Genomic DNA, 26,023 nt, shown 5'->3' with positions numbered 1-26,023 from the left:
TGAGATAATATTAAGTGTCGCTTTTTTATTTTAGTTTTTAGTTTGCAAACGATACATTTGATAATATGTGCCTTTTTTCGCAATTAATTCATCATGATTACCTTGTTCAATAATATTTCCTTTATCAAGTACAATAATTTGATTCGCATCTCTGATTGTACTTAATCGATGCGCAATCGCAATAGTCGTACGATTCTGGCGCATTTTTGCTAAACTAGATTGTATGTACTCTTCAGTTTCTGTATCTATGTTAGCGGTAGCTTCATCAAGTATAAGTATCTTAGGATCACGTGCCATTGTTCTCGCGAATGAAATCAATTGCTTTTCACCACTTGAATAACTTGCCCCACGCTCGATTACACGGTGTTTATAACCATCTGAATGCTTTTCAATGAATTGATCTGCATTTACAAATTGAGCTGCTTCTCGAATTGTTCGATCAGAAATTGTTGGATCGAGTAAGCGTATATTTCGGTTAACATCTCCATAAAATAAGAATGAATCTTGAAGTACTAAACCAATTCCTTTTCTTAAATCTTCATAATCAAACTCTCGTATACTATGGCCATCAATTAAAACATCTCCCGATTGAAATTCATAGAACCTCATTAATACATTAATGATAGAACTTTTTCCACTTCCGGTATGTCCTATAATCGCGACAGTTTCACCAGGATTAACAGTAAAACTTATATTATTTAAAACATTTTGATTTCCATCATATGAAAATGTTAAATTTCTAAATTCAATTTTGGCATCTTTAATTTTCGCTTCCTCAGAAATAAATTGTTCTGGTACTTTTTCTTTCTGATCGAGAACACGTAGAATACGTGAACTCGAAACAACACCATCTTGTAGTAAGCTTAAACTATCCATCATCATACCCATAGGTCTGAAGAATTGCGAGCTATACTGGACGAATGCATAAATGACTCCAACCTCTAGAATTCCATTTAAATACTGTCCTCCGAGCACATAGATAACTAACGCTAAAGATAAGCCTTCAAGTAAACTAATAATACTCATTAACAACAATGCATTCATCTTCACCATCTGATAACGTGCACCAAAATGCTTTTCATTTTGTTCATCAAATTCCGCTATAATACGTTTTTCTTGTCGAAAATGTTGAATCACATCCATGCCTAAGATGGACTCATTTATTTTAGTATTCAATCGACTAAGATTCTCACGCATCGAACGATATACTTGTGAACTGAAGCTTTGATAATACCATATTATTCCAACCATAATCGGAACAAAGATCAAGAACATCAGTGCCATATTTGGATTCATAATAAACATCCCAATGAATACTGATATAACAGTTACAATACCTTCAAATAGTGCGTAGAAAGTATTCCAAAAGTTTTTTAATGTTTCAGTATCGTTGGTGATTCGTGAAACAATTGAACCACCAGGAGTTTGATCAAAATATCGCATACCTAAAGTATTTATTTTTGTAAATAATGTATCTCTAACATTCTCTACTGTTCTCTCAGCTGCCATGTTGAATAAATATGTAGACAAGTAGTTGGATATACCTTGTAAAATTAGTAAAAAGCCATACATTAAAACAAACATTAGTGCAGTTTGCATAGTCACATCTAAATTAGTTAAATGATCATCAATAAAAGTTTGTATTACTCGGGGCATAATTACAGACACTGCGACTGTTAATGAAGAGAATATAATAGCGACTAAAAAGTTTTTCCAATATGGTTTTGCAAATGTAAAAATTCGTTTCGTTACAGATAACTGCTCTCCTATTGACATTTTTCTTGCCCAAGCTGATTCACTTTGACCTTTACTTGCCATTATTACACCCCTTCCATTTCAGTATTTAACTCTAATTGCTGATGTTCATACATTTCTTGGTACCAACCATTATTTTTAATAAGTTCCTCATGCGTGCCCCGTTCTGTAATCGTACCCTCATCCAACACGATAATCTCATCAGCATGCATTACACTACTTAGTCGGTGAGCAGATATTATTGTTGATTTATTTTCGCGCGTACTTTTTATTGAATTTAAAATTGCTTCTTCAGTCTTCGCATCCACTGCGGAAAGTGAATCATCTAAAATTAAAAGTTCTGGATTAATTAACATGGCTCTAGCCATAGAAATACGCTGTTTTTGACCACCAGATAAAGCAACACCACGTTCTCCAACAAGTGTGTCATAACCTTCTGAAAATCCAAGAATATCCTCATGAACACTTGTAACTTTCGCAATTTCTTCAACTTCTGAATCAGTTGTATCCATATTCGCAAACCGAATATTATCACGGACCGTCGTTGAGAACAGAAAGTTGTCTTGTGGAACGTATCCAATATTAGCTAATAAACTATCCAATTGATAATCCTTAATTGATGTTTTATTAAATGTTATATCTCCAGAAAATTGATCATAATCACGTAATAATAATTTAAATAATGACGTCTTACCTGATCCAGTTCTTCCCACAATCCCTAGCGTGTTCCCTTGCTTAATATTAATCTTAATATCACTTAGAGATACTTCTTTAGCATTAGGATATATAAATTCATCAATGTCAATATGGATATCTCCAGAAATTGACTGACTAAGTGCATCAGGCTCTTCAATTATCGAACTTTTTTCATCCAATATCTCAGTAATTCGATCATAACTAGCCGACCCACGCTCTAAAATATTAAATAACCGTCCAATCGCAATCATTGGCCACTGTAAACGGGATACATAGCTAATAAATGCTACAAGCATCCCTATTGTAATGTCTCCTTGAGAAACTAAAAATCCACCAAAGAAAACTCCAAGTATCGTTGCTGCCCCCATTATTAGTTGACTAGCAGGTCTAAATGCTGCATCAAACAAATATACTTTTTGATTTCGATTTACTACTTTAGTCGTCATCTTCTTGAAATCATCAATGTCTAATTCTTCTTCACCAAAGGTTTTGATAACCTTTATCCCAGTCATACTTTCTTGAACTTTATCATTCATTGAAGAAAAAGCTGCCTGTGATTTTCTTGAGTGATAATGAAGCTTTTTACCAACAAATCGTATTAATATTGTCAGTAAAGGTATTGGTATAATTGATACTAAAGTTAAACGCCAATCTACAAAGAAAAACATCATAAACAAAGTAAGCAAACCTTGTGACAGTGAATCGACTAATGTCAAGATTCCTCCACCTGCTACCATTCGAATGGCATTCAAATCATTGGTAGTCCTTGCCATTAAATCTCCTGTACGATATTTCTGAAAAAATATTGAATCCATTTGAGTAAAGTGGGTAAACAACCTTGCTCTAAGGATTTTCTCGAGTTTTGCTGATGTCCCAAAAATTTGTGTACGCCATACATAGCGCATGATGTACTGTAGAATCGCAATGACTACAAGAATAATACCCCATCTAATCAATTGACTCCCAGTGATTGTCCCCGCCGTCATACTATCAATAATCGTACCGATTATCATAGGTATTATTGCTGTCAACCCACTAAGGAGTATTAGCATAGTAATTCCAAAAATATATGCTTTTCTTTCTCGTTTAAAAAACCACCCTAGTTTTCCAAACATGTTCATACTATCCACCCCATCCTAAATATATAAAAAAAAGAGTAATTAACCTACGTGGCCACTTTCAAATTAACGACAAATATTCAACTTCAAATGCAATAACAATTTTGCGATAAAAAAACTTTTGCAACCGTTATTAATTTGGTAAAACATATCACAGCTAATATAATGAAACAACTTTTTTGCATCATTTCAAATATGCATAGGCTTTTAATTATAGCATTTTTATTATTAATTTGCATATAATTTAATCACAGTGTCATTCTGAACAAGATAAAGTTACTTATCTTTGTATTTATCTTACCTTTTTGTTACCTAAGATCTAATATAGCAAAAAAAAGACTTCCTACCCTACTGGGTAAGAAGTCTTACAAATGTTATATTAACGCTGTTTCATTGAGTTCATAATTTGTTGAACTTTCTTTTTAGATGGTTTTTGTCCCATTTGTGCCATCATTTGAGATATCATTCTTTCATCAATCGGTGGATTTTCCTTAAAGTAATCCATCATATACTTTCTTGAAAGGAAGAAACCAGCGACAAAACCAATAATTAATGCAATAAATACGATAACTAGCCACATCCAAGTTGCCATTAAACTACACCTCTCTTCTAAACATCATGTAATACAATAATACTAAATTTTAATAACATTGACTAGAGAAAATTAATCATTATCTCTATTATGTAAACCAAGTTCTTTTTGAATGTCTTTTACTTTATCAGGTGTGACATCTCCACCTTCAGAATCCACAACTTTAATACCTTCTATTTGAGTTCCGATACTATCTCGCATACTTTTAATATACTCTTTATGTAGATTTTTTCGTTCTAGTGCTTCTTCTTCAGACATCGTACCAGCCTTGTTCTTTTTAGATAGTTCATTGATTCGTTTTATTTTTTCTTTACTTAACATGTTATCACTCCTTTACTACGAACGTTTGTTTGCTTAACGTTATTATAAGTGCTATACTGAAATCAATAAAAACGAAAGAGTTGAAATTATGAAATCAATATCAGCAAAACAATTAAATATACTTAGTTGTATATATAAAGCAATTGACTCTAATGGATACCCACCAACTGTAAGAGAAATTGGTGCGGAAGTCGGATTAGCTTCTACATCAACTGTTCATGGACACTTATCTCGCTTAGAAGCTAAAGGATACTTGACACGCGACGCAAGTAAAACTCGTGCCTTAGAACTAACACCTTTCGCACTCGAAGCACTTGGTATTTCAAGAAAAGATATTCCTTTGTTAGGACGAGTTGCTGCCGGTGCTCCAATTTTAGCTATTGAAGAAGCAGTAGAATATTACCCAATCCCACCAACACTTGAGCATTTTGATGCAGATGATTTATTCATGCTTGAAATTGATGGTGAAAGTATGATCAATGCCGGGATTTTTAATGGCGATTTAATTACAGTTCGTCGCCAACCTTCTGCAAGCAACGGAGATATCGTTGTGGCATTAACTGAAGATGACGAAGCAACATGTAAGACTTTTTATAAACAATCTGATCACTACATTCTACGTCCTGAAAATGATACAATGGATGATATCATTTTAGATTCTGTCCAAATTTTAGGTAAAGTAGTTAGCTTATATCGAGAGTTTTAAAATGCTTTGTAGTAACTTATAATAAAATGAAATCCGAACTCTATAAAAGTTCGGATTTTTTTGTTTTATCATACTTTAAGAAAAAATAGTAGATTTTAATACTGCATTAAAGCTTTGTAGTTGTAACCTTCAATTTTTTCTCTACCATTTAATTCTTTTAACTCAATTAAAAATGCAATTCCCACAACTTCTCCACCAAGTTTTTCAACTAAGTCGATTGTTGCTTTTACAGTACCACCCGTTGCCAATAAGTCATCAATAATAACAACTTTTTGACCTGGTTTAATTGCATCTTTATGCATTGTTAAAACATCTGACCCATATTCAAGTTCGTATTCTACTTCAATAATATCCCGAGGTAATTTACCTTTTTTTCGAACAGGTGCGAAACCAATCTCCATAGCATAAGCTACTGGACATCCAACAATAAATCCACGTGCTTCAGGACCAACGGCTACTTCTGCACCCATTTCACGAGCATAGTTAACAATTTCTTGTGTTGCATGCGCAAATGCAGGTCCATTAGCCATTAATGGTGTAATATCTCTAAATGTTACACCTTCCTTTGGATAGTTTTCGATTGAAGCAATATAATCATTCAAGTTCATTTAACTTTTCAGTTCCCTTCAAAAAAATCTTTAATAGTGTCTAACGGTTGATAATTTAATAAAGCCTCAGACTCATATTCATCTTTGTACTGAATAAATGTCTTTAAGTTCAGTAAATCAATTTTATTATTTTGTAACTCTTTATTAAACTCTAACCGACCGTCCTTAATTGTAACAAATTCTGCCTCTAAAAACATCATAAACATACCTTTTAATTTAACTGGATGTAAATTAAATAATTTAGCTAAACTCTCAAACTCATTCTTATAATTAAATTGTTCTTTTTTATAAACCCATTTGTACAACGCAACAAATTCATCTCTTGATGGTATTCCAGCCATGTATTTTGACTCTTGTACAAAAGAGCCTAAGTATATTTCACTCCAATTTTGAGCACCCAAAACATTTTTTAATTGACTCAATTGAATGGGTGGTTCCATAATAATTAATTTTTTAAATTGTGGTAGGTCTTCTTCAGTTATGTTCTCATACAATAAGATGCTTTCACCCTTAATCTGTTTTGCCATATAATCTGCAATACGTTGATGTGAGAACACATACAATCCTTTATCTATATTCAATAAATCTTTGTGTATCTTACTTGAGCGATAATCAATCCACTGAGTTCCATCAATCCCTAAGTCTTCAAGCATAAATTGTGGTAATCGGTTCCCATTCCATTCGTTAACATCTAACTCGCCAACTACAGAAATTAGACCCCCACTATCTAGTCCGATTGATTGATCAGCCTTTCCAAACCCGATAACTTGTAATTCAGATGCTGAGTTACTCTGATTCAGTGCAAGTTTAAGATGACTTTTGTCTGCGCCAATCCGACGCATTGTTTTAATGTGAGCGTCTTTAACCATGAATTGTGGTTTTGGATTATCGGTTCCAAATGGCCCCAGTAAATTTACTTCATTAATAAAATCAAGTGTAATATCTTTGATATCTAACTCCATATCAATTGATATAGGCTCCGGTTCATTAAGCAGTTTAGTATGTTGTTCAAAAGCTTTATGAATATTTTGTGTAAACTCATCCCATTTATCTCCATCAACAGTTAACCCTGCTGCCTGACTATGGCCACCAAAATGAGTCAGTAATTCACTTTGCTTCGTCAATTCTTCAAAGATATTTACTTTGCTAACGCTTCGTGAACTGCCTTTGTATTGATCTGTTTCTTTTAAATATTGAAAAACAATCGCAGGTCTTTGATATTTCCTTACTAAACGACTTGCAGCAATTCCTAATACACCAGCTGGCCAATTCTCGTCAGATTCAATAATTATATTAGGAATTGATTCATATTGGCTAATTCTTTGTTCGATCTCTGCTGTAATTTGCTTCGTTAGTGTTTGTCTTTCTTTATTTTTATCATTAACTAAGTCTAAAAGTGCTTCAGCTTCAGTGATATCAACAGTTTTTAACAATTCCAAAGCTGGCGTTGGGTCGCCTAAACGGCCCATTGCATTCAATCGAGGACCGATTGTAAAGCCAATCGTCTCGCTCGTTATGTTATCAAAGTTCACTTTTTCACTTTGCAGCAATAATTGTAAGCCTGTACGCATCGAATCTTTGAGTAGATTCAACCCACTTAATACGATTGTTCGATTTTCATCTGTTAAAGATACCATATCAGCAACTGTTCCAATTGCCGCTAATTCAACTGCTTCAGTTGGAACTTCTCCAAGTAAAGCACTCACTACTTTTAGTGCAACTCCTGCTCCACTCAATTCTCCAAAAGGATAGTTCCCTTGGGGATGTTTAGGGTGAATAATTGAAAAAGCATTCGGTAACTCACTTTGTAGTTCATGATGGTCAGTAATGATACAATCAACACCCAATTCATTCATTGCATCAACTGCTTCAAATCCAGCTACTCCATTATCCACAGTAATGATTAATTTAAGTTCTAATTCATCAACCAACTCTGTCCAACGGGTCTTATTTGGTCCATATCCGTCCGTTAAGCGGTTCGGTAAATAGTAATGCACATTCGCTCCAACTGACTCTAATGTCTCATAGAGTATGAGTGTGCTGGTTATACCATCAGCATCATAATCTCCATATATTAGTATTGGTTCAAATAATTCAATCGCTCGTTGAATACGATTAATTGATTTTTCCATCTCATATAATAGGAATGGATCATGATATAACTGAGGTTTTTGATCTGTTTTTTCAATTAATTCTTTAGAAGAGCTTATTCCTCTTATCGCACATAGACGCAAAAAAGCGGGACTAAAATTAATCCCGTCTTTTTTTAATTCATTAATCGAAGCATCTATATTAGTCTCTGGTTTAATTTGCCAATCAAACTTGGCCATATTGAACTTCATTAATATTACACTTCCTCTGTAGTATTAGATGTTAATAATTTATCATCTTTAATATTTTCATCTAAATTTTGATTCTCTTCTGCTTCCACTAAGATTGTATTCCGTGAAACTCGCTCTTGATCTTCAACCTTACTACGTAATTGAGCAATCGTAGCCTCTTTTTCAATTATTATATTAGAATGATTATGTTTCTCTTTTGCTAATTGTTTTTCCAATTCTTTATTATTTTTTCGATTGGATTGTACTGCTGACATTGAAGCTATCATTCCAATAATAACCCCAACTAAAATGCTAAATAATACAACAAGAACTAGAGACACTTCGAATTGAGTAAAAAAGAAATCGATTCCGACAACGTTAGTGTTTTGTAAAGCAAAAACGACTACAAATATAAGTAAAATAATTATAGCAATGACTTTCCATTGTTCTTTCATCTATACATCCTCCTTAAAATTTAAAATATCACCAGCCAATTTATCTCCAATATTAGGAAATACTTTATAAAGTATTTCGACTAAATTATAAAAACGGGGGCGATTTAATTCCCTTTTACGACGTGAAGGTTTTAAGTGAATCGTCACATCTCTAGCTAACGTTTGTGGATTTAAAGCTAAAGATTTTATCCGTTCATAATAATCTTTGGATCCTTGATCATGATTGAAAAAATCAGTTTCAACTGGCCCTGGATTAATTGTTGTAACATCAATACCAAAACGTTTTAATTCCAACCTTAAACTATTTGCATAGCCTATCACCGCAAATTTAGTCGATGAGTATACACTTGAATTTGGCGTAGCTATTTTTCCAGCTACTGAAGATATAAATAAAATATGGCCTTGTCTGTTTTGAATAATCATCTCTCTTGAGACCAGTTGAGAAAGATATATCATCGCGTAAGTATTAATTTGAAATAATTGTTCTATCTCTTTATATGTAAACTCAATCGCTCTTTTAAATATACCTATACCACTTGAATTAATCAAATAATCAATATGATGAAATTCCTTTATAGTTTCCTCAACCGTTTCTTCAATCTCTTTTGGATTTGTTAAATCTTTTGCCAATACAAGTGTTTTAATACCATACTCTGTTGTTAATTTAAAAGCTAACTCTTTGAGCCGGTTTTCTCTTCTAGAAACTAGAACAATATCTGCACCTTCTTTGGCAACTTCAATCGCTATTGCTTTTCCAATACCACTTGATGCGCCAGTGATTAATACAACTTTATCTTTAAGAAACATAATCTCTTCCTTTCAATTATATTTCAAATTCATTTAAGTCATAGACAACCTTAGTTTGTTTAAATAACTCTCGAGCATCTTTCTCTAATTGCTTCACATCTGCACCTAAATATCTAGAACTAATATGGTTTAGATATAATTGATTTACGTTTGAATCTTTAGCTATTTGAGCAGCCTGTTCAACTGTAGAGTGGAAATAGCGGTTCGCCATCTTATTCTCACCTTTTGCATGGGTACCCTCATGAACTAAAATATCAGCATTCTGTGCTAATTTTTGGATATTGTCATTTGGTCTTGTATCCCCAATAATGGCAATGATTTTTCCAGCTTTAGCTTCACCTACAAAGTTTTTCCCATCAAGCTGAGTGCCATCTTCTAGAGTGATTTGTTCGCCATTTTTTAATTTACCAAACAATGGTCCATTGGGAATATTATATTCTTTCAATTTTTCAACTAATAACACACCATCCGACGTTGGTTCTTCAACTCTATAACCGAATGATAGAATATTATGTTGCAATGGTAGATATTTAACTTTCCAGCCTTTAGTTAAATTAATCTCCCCACCTTTGGGATCTAGTTCTACTATATTAATTTTATAAAGTAAATTTGATTTCGAATATTTCAATGACGAGTTAATATATTGTTCAATGCCGGGAGGACCATAAATTGTTATAGGTTGGTTGTCTCCCCCTTGGAATGATCGACTACTTAGAAAACCTGGTAAGCCGAAGATATGATCTCCATGCATGTGAGTAATAAATATATTTTTTACCTTACCTGGTTTCAATGTTGTTTTTAGTATTTGATGTTGAGTACCCTCTCCACAATCAAATAACCAAGTTTCATTTAATTCGTTCAATAATTTTAAAACTAAAGAACTTACATTACGACTTTTTGATGGAACGCCAGCGCCAGTTCCTAAAAATAAAATTTCCATAGTCACTACCTTTCATTAATACCTTATATTTTACTACAATTAATAGGTAATTTCTTTACATTTCACTTAATTTAAACATAAAAAGAGTGTCAGTGAGTTAATATCCCCACCAACACTCCTGAATTAACTAATATACTTATCTTTGACGATATATTTCCTTAGCAATAAAGACTGATAATTCATGTGCACCTTCTTCTGTTGGATGCGCACCATCTTCTCTTTGCCAGCCAACTTGGTCGTTAGAATAGCTTGCCCAGTCAATAATATGAACATTACCATATCGTTGAGCAGCTGCTAACAATTGTCGGTTAGCATCCGGTACCCATGAACGATTCGTATCGGATGTGACAAAGAATATATCATGTTCTGGTCCAATTGACTCGATATAGTCATTAATTTGGCCTTGTGTAAAAGTACCATTTGATCCCATCATTGTTACAACAGTTGGTTTCAATAAGTTACCTTGATCTAAACTAGAAATAACAGATACACTGTTGTATAGTTGTCGACCTACTTCTCCGTTTATAACCGCTTTAGGAAATACATTTTGGATTTGCTTAGTCGATGCTAATAATGTAGAGTCTCCTACGAAAGTCACATCTAATCCATTTGCATAAAGCATTTCTTGTTGGCCTAAACCTTCAATATTATTTATCACTTTTACATTTTCAGTATCTTCAGTTTGAGTCTCTTCAGCGATCTGAGTATTTGTTTCAATAATCGTTTGTAATTCTTCTGCAGTCTGTGCGCGTTGCTCAGGTGCAGCAAAAATACCAATAACACCAATAACGAAGATTACAATATATGTACCGGTTATTATTTTAACGTTCAATAACGAGCCTTTATGTGATCTTAAGTATTTCAATTGATGACGTGTTTTTTTTAGATTAAAATCTTGTCCAATTGGTAAACTTATAGTGTATTGCTCAAATAATCGATAACTAATCTCAGACAATAAAGCTATGATTAGAAACTGAATTGTATAACTTAACCATGATGGTAAACCAAGTCCTTGCATCATACTAGGTATAATTAAATAAACTGGATAAAACCACAAGTAATATGAATAGCTACGTTTTCCAATAAATGTCAGTGGCGATAAACTTAATATCTTATTCCAAATAGTACTTGGATGAATCGAAACTAAAATAAACAAACCACTTAATAAAGTAAATAAACTCATTCCAAAGCGATATGCAAAAGGTTGGGTTCCATACATAAATTTACACATGAAGAACATCAATATGATTAACAACGTACCTAATCCGTTAAATATCCAATTTATCTTACCTTTAATTGGCTTGGCAGATAAATTCATCGGTAGAATTAAACCGATAACTCCACCAGCAGTATAAGAAAATGCTCGTGTAAACACACTATAGTAAATTCGTGTAGGATCCTGACCATCTTTGTATAAATAACCCATCAAAAACGCAGACACAACAGTTAATATTAGAAGCATATTGACTGTTGTACTTTGTTTTTTATGCCACGAATAAAAAAACAAAATTAATATTGGCGTAATTAGTATGAGTTGACCTAATATACCGACATACCATAAATGTGTAAAAGCACTTGGGTTTGCCGCTTGAACAAAATAAGATTGTTCGTTCAGTATTTGGTAATAATTATTGAAAAAAGCTAGACCAGATAAAGCCATATTCCGAAGGTTAAATAATGACCCCCTTGAGAATAACAAGATAAAAGTACTCACTGTTATAATCATAGCCAACATCGGAAAGAATAATCTACTTAAACGTTTTTTATAAAAGTCTAAATAGTTTATTTTTATGCCCTTTTGACTGGCACTAACAAAATGTCTAAAGTTAAAAAAACCAGCGATCAACAAGAACATATTTACAGCTAAGAATCCACCTGGTAAAATATGCTGGAAAAAATAGTATACAATAATTGTTATGATTGAAAGACCCTTGAGTCCATCAAAAATATCTAATCTTTTTTTTGACTTAGATTCTTGTGACATGCTCTCACCTAATCCATAAACTCAAACTGGAATGTTGATAACTCAACAATATCTCCCGTCTGAGCTCCAATATCACGAAGAGCCTGATCAATTCCCATACCACGCATTTGTCTTTGGAAACGGGCGATACTTTCATCATGTGCCATATTGGTCATGGCAAATAATTTTTCAATCTGAGAACCTGTAATACGGTAGAAGCCTTCTTCAACTTTCTCAACTTGGAATGGCTCATCTTCTGCATTCAATGTATAGTATGCTTCTTCAACTTCTTCTTCTTCTTCTAGCGGAATAAATTCCTCATTTTGAACTAGTGAAGCTGTTTTTTTCAATAACGATTCTATACCTTGATTTTGCCAAGCACTAATAGGGTGTATCTCAGGAACGTCTAATTGGCGTTCTTCATAATACTCTTTTAGTTTGTCCTCGAATATTTGTAGATTTTCATCCGCAATGACTTCATCCATCTTATTAGCAACAATTAACATAGGTCTTAGCAATAATCTTTCATTATATGCTTCAAGTTCATCCATAATATCCGTGAAATCTTCAAATGGGTCTCGGCCATGTACAGCTCCCATATCAATTACATGTAACATTATTTTTGTTCTTTCTATATGACGTAAGAACTGAATTCCAAGTCCTACCCCTTCTGATGCTCCTTCAATTAAACCTGGCATATCAGCCACAACAAATTCTTGTTCGTTTCTTAATTGAACAACTCCTAAGTTAGGCACTAATGTCGTAAATTGATAATCTGCAATTTTGGGTTTAGCATTACTCACTATCGATAATAATGTTGATTTACCAACACTTGGATAACCGATTAATGCCACATCAGCAAGTACTTTTAACTCTAATTCTAACTCAAATTCTTCACCAGGTTCACCATTTTCTGCGATTGAAGGTGCTGGGTTTTTGTGTGTCGCAAAACGAATATTTCCACGACCTCCACGACCCCCTTTAGCAACAGTGAATTTTTGACCATTTTCAACTAAATCAGCTATAAATTGTCCTGTTTCAGCGTCACGTAGAATGGTTCCAGGTGGAACTTTAACGATTAAATCGTCTGCACCTGCTCCATACTTACTTTTACTCATACCATTTTCACCATTTTTGGCTTTAAAATGACGATTATAACGGAAATCCATTAGAGTTCTTAATCCTTCGTCTACAACGAAAATAACATCCCCGCCTCGACCTCCATCACCGCCGGCTGGTCCACCATCTGGTACGTATTTTTCTCTACGGAAAGCGACCATTCCATCTCCGCCTTTACCCGCTCTTACTTCTACTTTAGCGTGATCTAAAAATGTTGACATTGACATCACTCCTTTCTTTCTATGTGTATTTTTTTAAAATTTACTATTTAATTCTCTCGGATCAATAAATTTCAATACTTTTTCAGTAATGAATTTCATAGTAGCTAATCTGTTTGCTCTAATTGCTTCATCTTCATCATTAACCATATTGTTATTAAAATAATCCTCAATTGGTTCTGATAATTTAACAAACATTTCTAATGTTTTCTCTTTATTATCAATAAAGTCTACTTTTAGCATTGATAATAGCTTACGTTCTGAATCAGTTTGAGCTTTATTTTCCTCAAAAGTGCCGGAAATATTTTCTTTAGCACCTAAATTAACAACACGGGTTAATGATTCTACTAAGTTTCTATAATCTTCTGGTGATTCTTGTTTTAACTTCTGAACGCCACGAGCAAAATTAACACCAGCATGAATGTTCGCATGGTGACCGTGAAGCTCTGCTTGAATGATATCATAATCAATTGATTCTTTCTCAAGAAACTGTTGCATACGTAATTTGATAAAGTGAATAAATGATTCTACTAAGTCTTCTTCAGTTACATTCATATCTTTAATTGCTACTCTTACAAATTCTTGCATATCAAAGTTCCAACCATACTTTTCACTAATTTCTACCATACCCATTGCTTGACGGCGAAGAGCATATGGATCATTTGATCCTGTAGGGATTAAACCAATGTTAAAGTAGTTTAATAGTGTATCAAACTTGTCAGCAAAAGCAAGCATAGCACCGGATAATGTATTTGGTAATTCTCCACCGCTACTAGTTGGCATATATTGTTGACTAATCGTTTGTGCAACATCAGCTGATACACCAAATTCTGTCGCATAAATTTCACCCATCTGACCTTGTAACTCATCAAATTCGTTGACAACTTGTGTCATTAAATCGAATTTATATATTTTAGCTGCTTCCATTGCAATTGACCCTGCTTCAGGTTCATCAATTTCTTCTGCTAATTTACTTACAATCTTTTCAACACGTTCTTGCTTTTCTGCTAACGTACCTAATTTAAAGTGTTCCTTAACAGTTGCCAATTTATCTGAAAAATAAGCTAGATCATGTTTCATGTCTTCTTGATAAAAGAATAAAGCATCTTCTAATCGTGCTCTTAAAACTTTTTTGTTCCCTTTAACAACATTTTCAATATGATTTGCATCACCATTTCGTACTGAAATAAAGTATGGTAATAATTTATCTGTTTTATGGTCTAATGCATAGAAGTATCTTTGATGATCACGCATTGCTGTGATAGAGACAATTTGTGGAATTTCTAAGTATTCGTCTTCAAACTGTCCATAGAAAGCAGTCGGCCATTCAACCAAGGCAGTTACTTCTTCTAATAAATCATCAGTTATTGGAACAATCCAATTATTATCAGATGCAATTTGCTCAATCTGCTTTCTAATCGTATTCTTTCTTTCAGCAGTATCAACGATTACAAACTCATCTTTTAATTGCTCCACATACGAGTCAACTGATTTGATTTCAGTATCATTCCCTAAGAATCGATGTCCGGATGATATTTTTCCAGCTTCAATATTAATAAATTTAAATGGAACTACTTCATTATCAAGTAATGATACAATCCAATGGATTGGTCGTATAAAGTTTTTGTGGAATGAGTGCCAAGTCATGCTTACAGGGAAAGTTAAAGCATTTAAGACATTAGCCATGTTTTCTAATACTTCATTTGCTGTTAAACCTTTGGTATGTTTTTCAACAAAGATATAGTCTTCGTCTTTAATTTGCTCAACGAAAATATCATCTACTGATAATTTTTGTCCTCTAACGAAACCTTGTGCAGCTTTACTCCAATTGCCCGTTTCGTCTTGAGCAATTCGAAGTGCTGGACCTTTTACCTTCTCAGAAATATCTTCTTGTTGTTCGGAAATCCCTTTAACGATTACAGCTAATCTTCTTGGTGTTGAGTAAGCAACTGCATGATCATAAGTTAATCGGTTATCAGTTAAGAACTGCTCAACTTTGTTTTTCAATTGATCACTCAACTCTGTTAAAAAACGAGCCGGAATTTCTTCCAGACCAACTTCTAATAAATAATCTTTTGTCATATCAATTGCTCCTTTACGCTTTATCTTTTTTCAACAGTGGAAAACCAAGTGCTTCTCGCTCATTAACAAAAGCTTGAGCAACTGAACGTGCCATTTTTCTAATTCTACCTAAATAACCAGCGCGATCAGATTGAGAAATGACTCCACGTGCATCAAGTAAATTAAACGTATGAGAGCACTTTAGAATATAATCATAAGCTGGATGTGATAGACTTTTCTCAATTAAATTCAATGCTTCTTGTTCAAACGCATTGAATTGTGTGAATAACATTTCTGTATTACTCACATCGAAAGAGTATGTCGAATGTTCTAGCTCCGGCTGTTTAAATATCTCTCCATATTTTACACCTGGTGCCCATTCTAAATCATAGACGTTGTCTACATCTAGAATATACATTGCTAAACGTTCTAAACCGTACGTTAATTCACTCGTAACTGGATCCACTTTAAGCCCACCTACTTGTTGAAAGTATGTAAATTGAGTAATTTCCATCCCATCAATCCAAACTTCCCATCCAAGTCCAGCACATCCTAATGAAGGATTCTCCCAGTTATCCTCTACAAAACGAATATCATGTGCTAAAGGATCAATTCCTAATGCAACTAAGCTGTCCAAATACAGCTCCTGAATATTCGTTGGTGAAGGTTTCATTACAACTTGAAATTGGTGATGTTGGTACAAACGATTAGGGTTTTCGCCGTAACGTCCATCAGCTGGACGTCTTGAAGGTTCAACATAAGCAGCATTCCACGGTTCTGGTCCTATTGCTCGTAAAAAAGTATACGGGCTCATTGTACCTGCCCCTTTTTCTGTATCATAGCTTTGTAGGATTAAACACCCTTGCTCTGCCCAAAATTGTTGTAATGTTAAAATCATTTCTTGAATTGTCTTTGCCATTGATAATTCCTCTTTTCTGTAAAATAAAAAAACTGCCCCTATGATTAGATAAAAATCTAAATCATAGGGACGAAGTAAATTCGCGGTTCCACCCTAATTCAAGCGTTAACTTGCACTTATGTCTAATTATTAAATTAAAAAAACATTTTTAAGGTTGCCTTCGATTTGATCTAGCTTTCACTATCCTAGATTCGCTATACTATCTTATTTACGTACCTTAATACATAGACCATCATACTACAATTGTCACAATTTCTCAATCAGATTTATTTCGTTTTTTTATAACATTTTGCATTGATTCACTTAGAGTATCCAAATTATTTAAATAACTTTTACTCTTTAAATTCACTCCTACAAATTCTTTATAAATTTCATCCATTAAACGACGTAACTCTTGAATCGTTTCTTGACTGACCTTTATAGTTTTAATTTGTTGCAAACTGGCAAGATCGAGACGACTTGCAATATACATCGCTTTTGGTGATACGTGCATCCTTAGATTATCTTCATGAAAATGTTTTTTACAAAGAACACCTTGCAATCTCATACTAAAATCAAATGGTTGCACTGTCGTAGCACATATTCGACAGTGAGTGAAGTTTATATCAAAGCCAAAATAACGTAATAATTTAATTTCAATGCTTGTCGCAATCGCTTCGTAAGACACGTTCCTATCAATTAGTTCTAATGCCTTAGCAAACATAGTATATAGTTTAAGATCTGGTGTATTATCATTAATTGCTGCATCAACCAATTGTGTCACGTAACTAGAATAAGCTTGTTTAAGATAATCAGTTTGGATTTGTCGATGAAATTCTAAAGTATTTGCTTCTTTAAGAAAAGATAAACCTTCATCATTAATATTTCCAATATAATAATTGACAGTGAGTGGGACAAGTTGACTTGTTAGCCGATGATTTGGTTTTTGTAATCCTTTTACGAAGAACATTTTAGTTCCAAATTCCTTTGTAAATATCTTTACGAGCGCATCATTTTCGCGATGCTTCCTTTGAAACAAAACGATGCCTTCAAACCGTTCATTCAACTAATCACCTCTATAAATTAATAATTGTCTGGTCGATAACCAAAATCATTCAATTGAGCCCGTCGATCACGCCAATTTTTTTGAACTTTCACCCATAATTCCAGATCTACTTTATCACCTAGCAGAGTTTCGATATCTCGTCGTGCACGTTGACGAACTTTCTTAATCATTGAACCTTGTGATCCAATAATGATTCCTTTTTGAGAACTACGCTCTACGATAATAACTGCTTGAATTTCAATTTTGTCATCTTCATTACGTTTCATACTTTCTACTTGTACAGCAACAGAATGAGGGATTTCTTCACGTGTTAATTCTAATATCTTTTCTCGGATAAATTCAGCGACGATAAAGTATTCCGGATGATCCATTACTTGATCAGCTGGATAGTATTGTGGCCCTTCAGGTATAATTGCTTTAATTCCTTTAATTAATTCATCAACGTTATTACCTTCAGATGCACTAATTGGAAAAACTTCATCAAAGTCGTGTTCATGACGGTAACTTTCAATAATTGGTAATAATTCATCGGGAGTTACTAAATCTATCTTATTAATAACTAAGAAAACAGGAATGTTCGCTTGTTTCACTCGTTCAATTACAAGACGGTCACCGGGGCCAATCTTTTCAGCGGCATTCACAACGACTAATATACCATCTACACCTTTTAATGCGCTATATGCTGCTTTCAGCATGAAATCTCCTAGAGCATGTTTAGGTTTATGAATACCTGGTGTATCGATGAATACAATTTGGCTTTCGTCATCTGTTACTACACCTTGGATTCGATTACGTGTAGTTTGAGCTTTATCCGACATGATTGCAACTTTTTGTCCGACAAAACGATTTAGTAATGTAGATTTACCTACATTCGGTCTACCTATAATAGTGATAAAACCTGATTTAAAATTCTTATTTTTCATAAACACTCCTTAATCGATATATAATATCTTCCATATTTTGGGTATAAATATAATCATACCTATTACAACAGACATGATTGCTACAATTAAAACTGCACCGGCTGATGCATCTTTCGCTTTTTTTGCTAGATTATGATATTGCATTTGGCTTGCCAAGTCAACTGTATGTTCTATGGATGTATTTAGTAATTCCATCCCTAAAACTAAGCCGATACAGATTACAATACTCAACCATTCGACTAAACTTATATTAAATAGAAATCCAGCAATAATTACAAACGCCGTAATGACTAAGTGAGTTTTGATATTTTTCTCTACTTTAACTGTCTCTATCACACCCTGAAGAGCATGGTACACAGATTCTATAAAATTGCTATTGCCCTCGTGAAAAGCCATTTTCCTCTAGCACCTCTTCTTGTAACGAGAACATCTCTCTTTCTTCTTCTTCAGTCTGGTGGTCATACCCATTAAGGTGTAAAAAGCCATGAACGGCTAAAAACGCAAGCTCTCTCTCAACAGAATGACCATAATCTGCAGCTTGTTCCACAGTTTTTTCAAATGAAATAATGATATCCCCTAAATGTTTTGAAACTACGTTTCCATCTTCTAAATCAGAAAATGAATCAAAATTGAAGTTGGGAGCCTCATCTACATCTTCTTCTAATGCAAAACTAAGTACATCCGTTGGGCGATCAATACCACGATATTCTTTATTCAATTCATGAATGACTTCATTTGAAACAATTGAAATATCAACTTCAATCCCTTGCGATAGCTTTAGTTTTTGGGCTGTTTGAGTAATAATATGGTTAAGCATGTCTGTATGTGATTCAGTCAACAATCCTTCTTCGTCTATTAAATCAATTATCATAACTTGTCCTCCGTCTTTTAATCTGGATATTCGATTCTAGTGTGATACATACTTGCAACAGTATGAACCATCGATTTTCTTACTTTTTCTAACTCTGAAACTGTTATATTACATTCTTCAAATTGCCCTTCATATAGCTTCCCTTTTATAATATTTTGAACTAAGTTTTCAAATGTTTCTTGTGTATGATCCTTGATTGTTCTGGAAGCTGCTTCAACAGAGTCAGCAATCATAATAATCATTGCTTCTTTACTCTGTGGTTTTGGGCCCGGGTAACGAAAATAATCTTCGTTTACTTGGGTATTATTTTGTTTAGCTTGATGATAAAAATACTTAACTAAAGTTGTTCCATGGTGTTGCATACAAATATTAATGATACTTTCAGGCATATCATATTCTCGCAATAACTTCTCTCCTTCAGTAACGTGACCAATAATAATTGCAGCACTTTCCTCTGCCGTAATCATTTTATGTGGAGAGCCCATACCATCAGATAAGTTTTCAACGAAAAATAATGGGTGTAACACTTTGCCGATATCATGATAGTACGATGCAATTCGTACTAATGAAGAATCTGCTTCGATAGAATCTGCAGCATTCGCTGCAATATTTGCCACCATCATACTATGGTGGTAAGAGCCTGGAGCTTTCTCAACAATAATCTTCAATAATGGATGGTTTAAATTGGCTAGTTGGTTTAACGTTAATGGAGCTTTACTACTAAGTAATTTATGCCAATATGGTTCAATAAAGAAATAGACACCAAAAGTAATCAATAAATTAAATAATATAAACAATAAAATATTAATTGAAGTTTCAGAAATTAACGTGACATTAATCATCAATACAATTGGAATAGCAAACACAGCGTGAAATGCTAAGGCATAAAAAAATCCACGTCTTAAAGAAGATTTATTTTTTACTAATAATTGATAACTCATTGATATTAGTGAGCTAAAAAAATAAAAAATTGAAATTATAAATGTAACTGTCATACTATCGCCATCGTGAGTTATAAATAATGCAAATAAATTAAAAAAACTGATGAAAAACAATGTTAGTTTTATATTGGTTCTCGGCTTTAATAACATCGGTAAAATATAAATTGGAAATAAAACCATAGCATAATCAATGCCATTTATTTGCAATATATGAAGAACTTTAAGTACGAGAAAACTGATCGTGAATAGAAGACCGTATGCTAAGATGTTTGTTCCTATCTCTACATCGAGTAATGCATCGGGTTTCTCTTTTCTTACAAAGTAAAACAATACCAAAGCATGAATAATAATAACAGCAATAAAAGCAATCAGTAAATCATTATTAGATTCTCTGTCTAGGTAACCCAACAAATCTAATTGCCTATACGTAGATTGATTAATGATATGTCCCTCTTGAGCAATAATTTGTCCTTGTAAAATATAGCTTGGTTGTACAGAATTTTCAGCTTCTTGTCGGCGCTTTTCTGTCTCACTTTCACTATAAACTACTGTTGGTACAATAAGTTCTTGCATCAACTCTCTAATAATTACTTTGCTTTCATCTTCTATATTGAGCTCATTAATATAAATATTGACATCAGAAATAATTTGATTCAAATCAGTTGATTCAATTTCATTACTCAACGCACTCGTTAATAAGTCGTTGATTTGCTGTTGCATTTCATTTAATTGGCTGTTACTAATAGTCAGAAGAATGCTGATAGATTCATCCGATAACGTTTCGTTTAAGTCCTTCACAGACTCAACCTCGCTATTTAACACCGCATCGTAATAAATAACCAATTGCTCTGAACTATCTAATTGACCGAATGGCACTGATTGCGTTTCTGTTCTTTGCACATCAATTGAAGTCATATCAATTAATTCACTTAAATTATTATTTTCCAACATACCATTAATATCTTGTGTGGAGTATTCATTATCTCGAATCGAATGGATCAAAGTCATAAAATCCTCAGCCTGTTTAACTTGTTGATTTAGAATATCAGGCTGGAAAACATACGCATCTACTACACTTGAGCGCGCACGTTCTCTGTTAATTTCAGTCTGTTCTGTATCTTCAATTGTTACTGGTGCTTGAACAGTTTCTTCCGCAACTTGATTTATCTGAAAATTAAACTGTTCAGGTTGCACCTCTGTAAAACCCATCACAAATATCAAAACTGACATAATTAAAATAATTAAGGGAATGAAGAATACGCCTAAAACAGTTTGCTGTTTTCGTAATTGTTGGTTCATTGCACTCCCCCTCTATTTATTAATCTTTTGAATAAGCTCTAATAATATCAGCAACAACAGGATGACGAACCACATCAAATTCATCAAAATAATTAAACTTAATCTTTTTAATTTTGTTTAACTTTTGCTCTGCATCGATTAACCCTGATTTTACCCCTTTTGGTAAATCAATTTGAGTTTGGTCTCCATTTATAATCATTTTTGAACCAAATCCAAGACGTGTCAAGAACATTTTCATCTGTGCAATTGTCGTATTTTGTGCTTCATCCAATATTACAAAAGCGTCATCCAATGTACGTCCACGCATATATGCTAGCGGAGCAATTTCTATGATTCCTCTCTCCATCAAACGGTTTGTGTGTTCCATACCGAATATCGCATATAATGCATCGTAAACTGGTCTTAAATATGGATCAACCTTTTCTTTCAAGTCCCCTGGTAAAAAACCAAGGCTTTCGCCTGCTTCTACAGCCGGACGTGTTAAGATAATCTTTTTAACTCGACCATCCCTCATCGCTTGAACAGCCATGACAACGGCTAAAAAAGTTTTACCTGTACCAGCTGGTCCAATTCCAAAGACAACATCGTGTGATTCAACAGCTTTAACATATTGTAATTGCCCGAAATTTTTCGCACGTACTGCTGACCCATCGTATGCACGACCAATAACTTCCTCGTATAAATTAACAAAATAATCTATTGTTCCATTTTTGGCCATTTTTACTGCTGTAATAATATCCATCGTACGAGGCGTAATACCTCTTTGTAGAAGTTCAACTAAATTCAAAAAGATTGATCGTGTTAACTCAACGTCTGATTCTTTACCAGTTATAGTGATAACTTCTCCTCGATTGCTTACTTGAATATCAAAATTCTCTTCAAGTAATTGAACATATTTATCATGTGTACCTAATATTGCCAATAGCCAATCTTGGTTTGATACAATAACCTTTTGTGAAAATGCATCTGTTTCGCTCAAATAATACGCTCCTTTAAAATTCTGTGTAATTAAGCTAACATTACCATAAATATAATTAAAAATGAACTATCTCACCTAATATTTAAAGAAAAGAAAAAACACCCTTTCGGGTGTTTAAAAAGATTAGTCTAATAGTTTTTTTGTAACTTGTTTTACAAGATTACCATCTGCCTGACCTTTTAGGTTAGCCATAGCTTTTCCCATAACTTTGCCAAAATCAGCTGAAGAAGTCGCACCAAGTTCATCCATGACTTTCTGAACTTCAACTTCTATCTCTTCTTCTGATAATTGTTTTGGTAAGTAGCGCTCGACAACTTCAATCTCAGCAGTTACTTCTTCTACTAAATCGTGTCGTTCAGCTTTTTCGAATTCAGCTAAAGAATCCTTACGCTGCTTTAATTCTCGAACAATAATTGTAATTTCTTCTTCCTCATTTAATGATTCAGAATGTTTTAATTGCTCCATTTGTAATGCCGACTTTATCATACGTATTACTTTTAAAGTCTCTTTATCTCTAGCCTTCATCGCTTGCTTGACGTCTTGATTAATTCGTTCAGTTAGTGACATTTCGCCTCACCTATCTGTTAATTAGAATTTTCTTTTACGAGCTGCTTCCGATTTTTTCTTACGTTTAACACTTGGTTTTTCGTAAAATTCACGGTTACGTGCTTCTCTTAAAGTACCTGTTTTTGAAACATCTCGCTTAAAGCGACGAAGAGCGTCTTCTAATGATTCGTTATCACGAACTACTGTTTTAGACATTATGAATCCCCTCCTCCCAAGCTTTTCTAACCCTATCACTTTTCCTAAAAAATAATAAAGTTCTTGTAACATTATAATCAAACAATGTTGTGTTTGCAAGGTCTTAATGAAAGTTTTTCATGATTATATTTAATTATATACAGATTTTCTTTTGTCAAAATTGAGTTTCACTATTCTCATTTTCAATAACATCACTATTTTAACGCCATAAATTGAAAATCAAAATAACAAATTTCAGTCAATTTACTATTTAACTAATTTATAAATTGAATATTATTTCACTATTTACAAATTGAACATAATCCAAATATTTCAAATCGGTGAGTATTAATCTGTACATCTTTTAAATCATCCGTCATAAGTGTGATATTCATCGGACATGTTTCTAAAGGAATAGCCATGCCACAGTTTGTACAAATAAAATGGTGGTGGTGGTGATCGTGATCTAAACAATTCATACGAAAATGTTGTTCTTGATTGTACTCTGTTGATTCCAAAATACCGGCTTCAACAAAATCGTATACATTTCTGTACGTTGTGTTATAACTCATTGTGGGATGATTTTCAGTTAATTTTTCATGGACCGTTTGAGCACTTAAGTAGCGGTCAGTACAAGCAAACAATGACAAAATCTCTTGCCTTTTCTTGGTGTTTTTAAAACCAGCTTCTTTCAACCTTAAAATAGCTTCATGTATTTTATTTTCTACTTCTTTAGATATTGTTTCATAAATCATTACTTGACGTCTCCTTGTATAAATATGCTATGATGTAAGAACTTATAGGGGGGGTCATTTAATATGCACGACAATTCAGTATTACATTACTACATTTTATCAGATTCAATTGGGGAAACTGCTCAAAAAGTTGCGAAAGCTTCTTTAGCTCAGTTCCCTTCTATCACTACAGTATCACATAAATATACTTTTATTTCAAATCATGACACACTTCATTCTATATTAGAAGATGCTAATGAACATGATGGTTTAGTGTTTATGACAATCGCAGATGCTGAGTTAGCTAAATTCGCAGAGAAGTACTGTATAAAAACAGGCTTAATATGTTATAACCTAATTCAGCCATTTACGTTAGAAATAGCCCGAAGGCTAGGCACTGAGCCCTCTGCTATTAGTGGCGCACAATACGAGTTATCAGAAGGTTATTTTGACCGTATTCGAGCAATGGAATTCTGTTTAACATATGATGATGGTAAAGATCCAAAAGGACTTCGAGAAGCTGAAATTGTTATACTCGGTATTTCTAGAACAGGGAAAACACCCTTAAGTATGTATCTTGGTACTTTAGGATATAAAGTAGCTAATTTACCACTCATCCCAGAAAAAGAAGTAACACCTATTCTCTACGAAATCGATCCTAAGAAAATAATTGGCCTTACTAATAGTTCTGGTGTTATAAATAAACACAGAGAATCTCGTATGCAAGAATATGGTTTAGGTGCTGGTTCAAGATACGCTTCTAAAGATCGCGTTAATGAAGAACTGATTTATGCTCATAGTATATATGAAGAATTGGGTTGCCCTATCATCAATGTCTCAGATAGAAGCATAGAAGAATCTGCAAGTATTGTTATGGAACTTATGAACTTACCTCAAAAAATTTAAATAAAAAAACACTAGCACTTATCACTCACATTAAGAGAGTGATAAGTACTAGTGTTTTTATTTGACTACTTTAAAATATCTTCCATTAAACTTATGTTGTATCTTTTAGTTTTAAACATATCGATTTCAAATTTATATGGAGCTACCTTAACTTTTTCGTTCTCTGGAACCGAAACCCATGGGGTTTCAAGTATTTTTGGAACACTTTTAAGTTGAGGGTGATGAACAATTGAATTCAAAACATCAAATCCAATTGATCCTTGACCAATATTAGCATGTCGATCTTTATGGCTTTTGAATGGATTCTTTGAGTCATTGATATGTAAAACTTTCAATCTATCTAAACCAATGATTTTATCAAACTCATTCAATACACCGTCCCAATCATTTACAATGTCATAGCCCGCATCATAAATATGACAGGTATCTAGTGTAACTGATAGCTTCTCATTAAATGTTACACCATCAATGATTGCCGCTAATTCTTCAAAGTTTCTTCCGATTTCTGTCCCTTTACCCGCCATCGTCTCAAGTGCAATCTGCGGTTTCTGATCCGAAGTTAAAACACCATTTAAGCCATGGATAATCTGATTAATCCCAACTTCTACCCCAGCACCTACATGAGCACCAGGATGCATCGTAATCTGACTAGCCCCTATTGCTTCAACCCGCTCTACTTCTTCTCTTAAAAATTGCATCGCAAAATCATGATAGCCTTCTTTAGTCGTATTCGCTAGATTTACGATATACGGAGCATGGACTGTAAAAAATTCTATGTTATTTTCCTTCATAAAAACCTTTGCTTCATCCACTCTAAACTCAGATACATCTTTTCGCCGTGTATTTTGAGGTGCTCCAGTATAAATCATAAAGACATTACTACCATAAGATGCAGCTTCTTGTGCTGCACCTAGTAACATATCTTTTCCTTTCATCGAAACGTGCGATCCTATATACATTATAATTCTCCTTGTATGCTAATAAA

General features: G+C 33.6%; 25 protein-coding genes. 2 read left to right on the top strand and 23 right to left on the bottom strand.

All coding sequences use genetic code 11. The annotated features are described in order from the left end of the window. Positions 1-30: 30 nt before the first annotated feature. The 4 genes from HYQ40_00485 to HYQ40_00470 form a co-directional block, all read right to left on the bottom strand. Positions 31-1,818 (bottom strand): ABC transporter ATP-binding protein, encoded by a 1,788-nt coding sequence (locus HYQ40_00485; protein MBZ6526231.1) that lies wholly within the window; start codon positions 1,816-1,818, stop codon positions 31-33. Between the two features lie 2 nt (positions 1,819-1,820). Continuing rightward, a complete protein-coding gene (locus HYQ40_00480; protein MBZ6526230.1) occupies positions 1,821-3,572 on the bottom strand; it encodes an ATP-binding cassette domain-containing protein in 1,752 nt (583 codons plus the stop codon). Positions 3,573-3,948: 376 nt separating this feature from the next. Beyond that, the gene (locus tag HYQ40_00475) at positions 3,949-4,161 is read right to left on the bottom strand and encodes a YneF family protein (protein MBZ6526229.1); all 213 of its coding nucleotides are present in this window, start codon (positions 4,159-4,161) and stop codon (positions 3,949-3,951) included. Between the two features lie 72 nt (positions 4,162-4,233). Beyond that, entirely contained in the window at positions 4,234-4,482 is a 249-nt protein-coding gene (locus HYQ40_00470; GenBank protein ID MBZ6526228.1) for a DUF896 domain-containing protein, read from the bottom strand. A gap of 88 nt (positions 4,483-4,570) precedes the next feature. Here HYQ40_00470 and lexA point away from each other — a divergent pair, with 88 nt between their 5' ends. After that, positions 4,571-5,188: a transcriptional repressor LexA gene (lexA, locus tag HYQ40_00465; protein ID MBZ6526227.1), complete on the top strand. Its 618-nt coding sequence runs from the start codon at positions 4,571-4,573 to the stop codon at positions 5,186-5,188. Between the two features lie 95 nt (positions 5,189-5,283). Here the strand turns inward: lexA and HYQ40_00460 are convergent, their stop codons facing one another. The 18 genes from HYQ40_00460 to HYQ40_00375 all read right to left on the bottom strand — a co-directional run bounded on the left by HYQ40_00460 (position 5,284) and on the right by HYQ40_00375 (position 24,153). Then, complete coding sequence (locus HYQ40_00460) at positions 5,284-5,796, bottom strand: adenine phosphoribosyltransferase (GenBank protein MBZ6526226.1); 513 nt, start codon at positions 5,794-5,796, stop codon at positions 5,284-5,286. Positions 5,797-5,804: 8 nt separating this feature from the next. Beyond that, positions 5,805-8,138: a single-stranded-DNA-specific exonuclease RecJ gene (gene recJ, locus HYQ40_00455; protein MBZ6526225.1), complete on the bottom strand. Its 2,334-nt coding sequence runs from the start codon at positions 8,136-8,138 to the stop codon at positions 5,805-5,807. Between the two features lie 5 nt (positions 8,139-8,143). Then, on the bottom strand, positions 8,144-8,572 hold the full coding sequence (locus tag HYQ40_00450; protein MBZ6526224.1) for a DUF1049 domain-containing protein: 429 nt from the start codon (positions 8,570-8,572) through the stop codon (positions 8,144-8,146). Next, positions 8,573-9,379, bottom strand: coding sequence for an SDR family oxidoreductase (locus HYQ40_00445; GenBank protein ID MBZ6526223.1), 807 nt, complete (start codon positions 9,377-9,379; stop codon positions 8,573-8,575). It lies immediately after the preceding gene. 16 nt (positions 9,380-9,395) lie between these two features. Next, positions 9,396-10,319 (bottom strand): ribonuclease Z, encoded by a 924-nt coding sequence (gene rnz, locus HYQ40_00440; GenBank protein ID MBZ6526222.1) that lies wholly within the window; start codon positions 10,317-10,319, stop codon positions 9,396-9,398. Positions 10,320-10,455: 136 nt separating this feature from the next. Continuing rightward, a complete protein-coding gene (locus HYQ40_00435; GenBank protein ID MBZ6526221.1) occupies positions 10,456-12,303 on the bottom strand; it encodes an acyltransferase in 1,848 nt (615 codons plus the stop codon). 8 nt (positions 12,304-12,311) lie between these two features. After that, positions 12,312-13,622, bottom strand: coding sequence for a GTPase ObgE (gene obgE, locus HYQ40_00430; protein ID MBZ6526220.1), 1,311 nt, complete (start codon positions 13,620-13,622; stop codon positions 12,312-12,314). Between the two features lie 33 nt (positions 13,623-13,655). Beyond that, positions 13,656-15,701, bottom strand: a complete 2,046-nt coding sequence (locus HYQ40_00425; protein ID MBZ6526219.1) for a glycine--tRNA ligase subunit beta — start codon at positions 15,699-15,701, stop codon at positions 13,656-13,658. A 13-nt stretch (positions 15,702-15,714) separates the two neighbouring features. After that, positions 15,715-16,599 carry a glycine--tRNA ligase subunit alpha gene (gene glyQ / locus HYQ40_00420; protein ID MBZ6526218.1) on the bottom strand — a complete coding sequence of 295 codons (885 nt, stop codon included), beginning with the start codon at positions 16,597-16,599 and terminating at the stop codon, positions 15,715-15,717. 256 nt (positions 16,600-16,855) lie between these two features. Beyond that, positions 16,856-17,644, bottom strand: a complete 789-nt coding sequence (gene recO / locus HYQ40_00415) for a DNA repair protein RecO (protein ID MBZ6526217.1) — start codon at positions 17,642-17,644, stop codon at positions 16,856-16,858. Between the two features lie 17 nt (positions 17,645-17,661). Next, positions 17,662-18,567, bottom strand: coding sequence for a GTPase Era (gene era, locus HYQ40_00410; GenBank protein ID MBZ6526216.1), 906 nt, complete (start codon positions 18,565-18,567; stop codon positions 17,662-17,664). A gap of 9 nt (positions 18,568-18,576) precedes the next feature. After that, positions 18,577-18,963 carry a diacylglycerol kinase family protein gene (locus HYQ40_00405; GenBank protein MBZ6526215.1) on the bottom strand — a complete coding sequence of 129 codons (387 nt, stop codon included), beginning with the start codon at positions 18,961-18,963 and terminating at the stop codon, positions 18,577-18,579. Next, complete coding sequence (gene ybeY / locus HYQ40_00400; GenBank protein MBZ6526214.1) at positions 18,941-19,438, bottom strand: rRNA maturation RNase YbeY; 498 nt, start codon at positions 19,436-19,438, stop codon at positions 18,941-18,943. The genes HYQ40_00405 and ybeY overlap by 23 nt, the downstream gene beginning before the upstream one ends. Before the next feature lie 17 nt (positions 19,439-19,455). Then, entirely contained in the window at positions 19,456-21,678 is a 2,223-nt protein-coding gene (locus HYQ40_00395) for an HDIG domain-containing protein (GenBank protein MBZ6526213.1), read from the bottom strand. A 19-nt stretch (positions 21,679-21,697) separates the two neighbouring features. Next, entirely contained in the window at positions 21,698-22,657 is a 960-nt protein-coding gene (locus tag HYQ40_00390) for a PhoH family protein (GenBank protein MBZ6526212.1), read from the bottom strand. 123 nt (positions 22,658-22,780) lie between these two features. Further along, positions 22,781-23,224 carry a GatB/YqeY domain-containing protein gene (locus HYQ40_00385; GenBank protein ID MBZ6526211.1) on the bottom strand — a complete coding sequence of 148 codons (444 nt, stop codon included), beginning with the start codon at positions 23,222-23,224 and terminating at the stop codon, positions 22,781-22,783. A 21-nt stretch (positions 23,225-23,245) separates the two neighbouring features. Next, complete coding sequence (locus HYQ40_00380; GenBank protein ID MBZ6526210.1) at positions 23,246-23,419, bottom strand: 30S ribosomal protein S21; 174 nt, start codon at positions 23,417-23,419, stop codon at positions 23,246-23,248. Positions 23,420-23,700: 281 nt separating this feature from the next. After that, complete coding sequence (locus HYQ40_00375) at positions 23,701-24,153, bottom strand: transcriptional repressor (protein ID MBZ6526209.1); 453 nt, start codon at positions 24,151-24,153, stop codon at positions 23,701-23,703. A gap of 63 nt (positions 24,154-24,216) precedes the next feature. On the opposite strand from HYQ40_00375, the gene HYQ40_00370 reads away from it, so the two are divergent. Then, complete coding sequence (locus HYQ40_00370) at positions 24,217-25,038, top strand: kinase/pyrophosphorylase (protein MBZ6526208.1); 822 nt, start codon at positions 24,217-24,219, stop codon at positions 25,036-25,038. A gap of 65 nt (positions 25,039-25,103) precedes the next feature. Here the strand turns inward: HYQ40_00370 and HYQ40_00365 are convergent, their stop codons facing one another. After that, on the bottom strand, positions 25,104-25,997 hold the full coding sequence (locus HYQ40_00365) for a deoxyribonuclease IV (GenBank protein ID MBZ6526207.1): 894 nt from the start codon (positions 25,995-25,997) through the stop codon (positions 25,104-25,106). Between the last annotated feature and the right edge of the window lie 26 nt (positions 25,998-26,023).

It is taken from the genome of Aerococcaceae bacterium DSM 111021, from assembly GCA_020112395.1.
Taxonomy (GTDB): domain Bacteria; phylum Bacillota; class Bacilli; order Lactobacillales; family Aerococcaceae; genus Ruoffia.
Note: the sequence above shows the minus strand (reverse complement) of the source record. Positions and strands in the feature narration are given on the sequence as shown.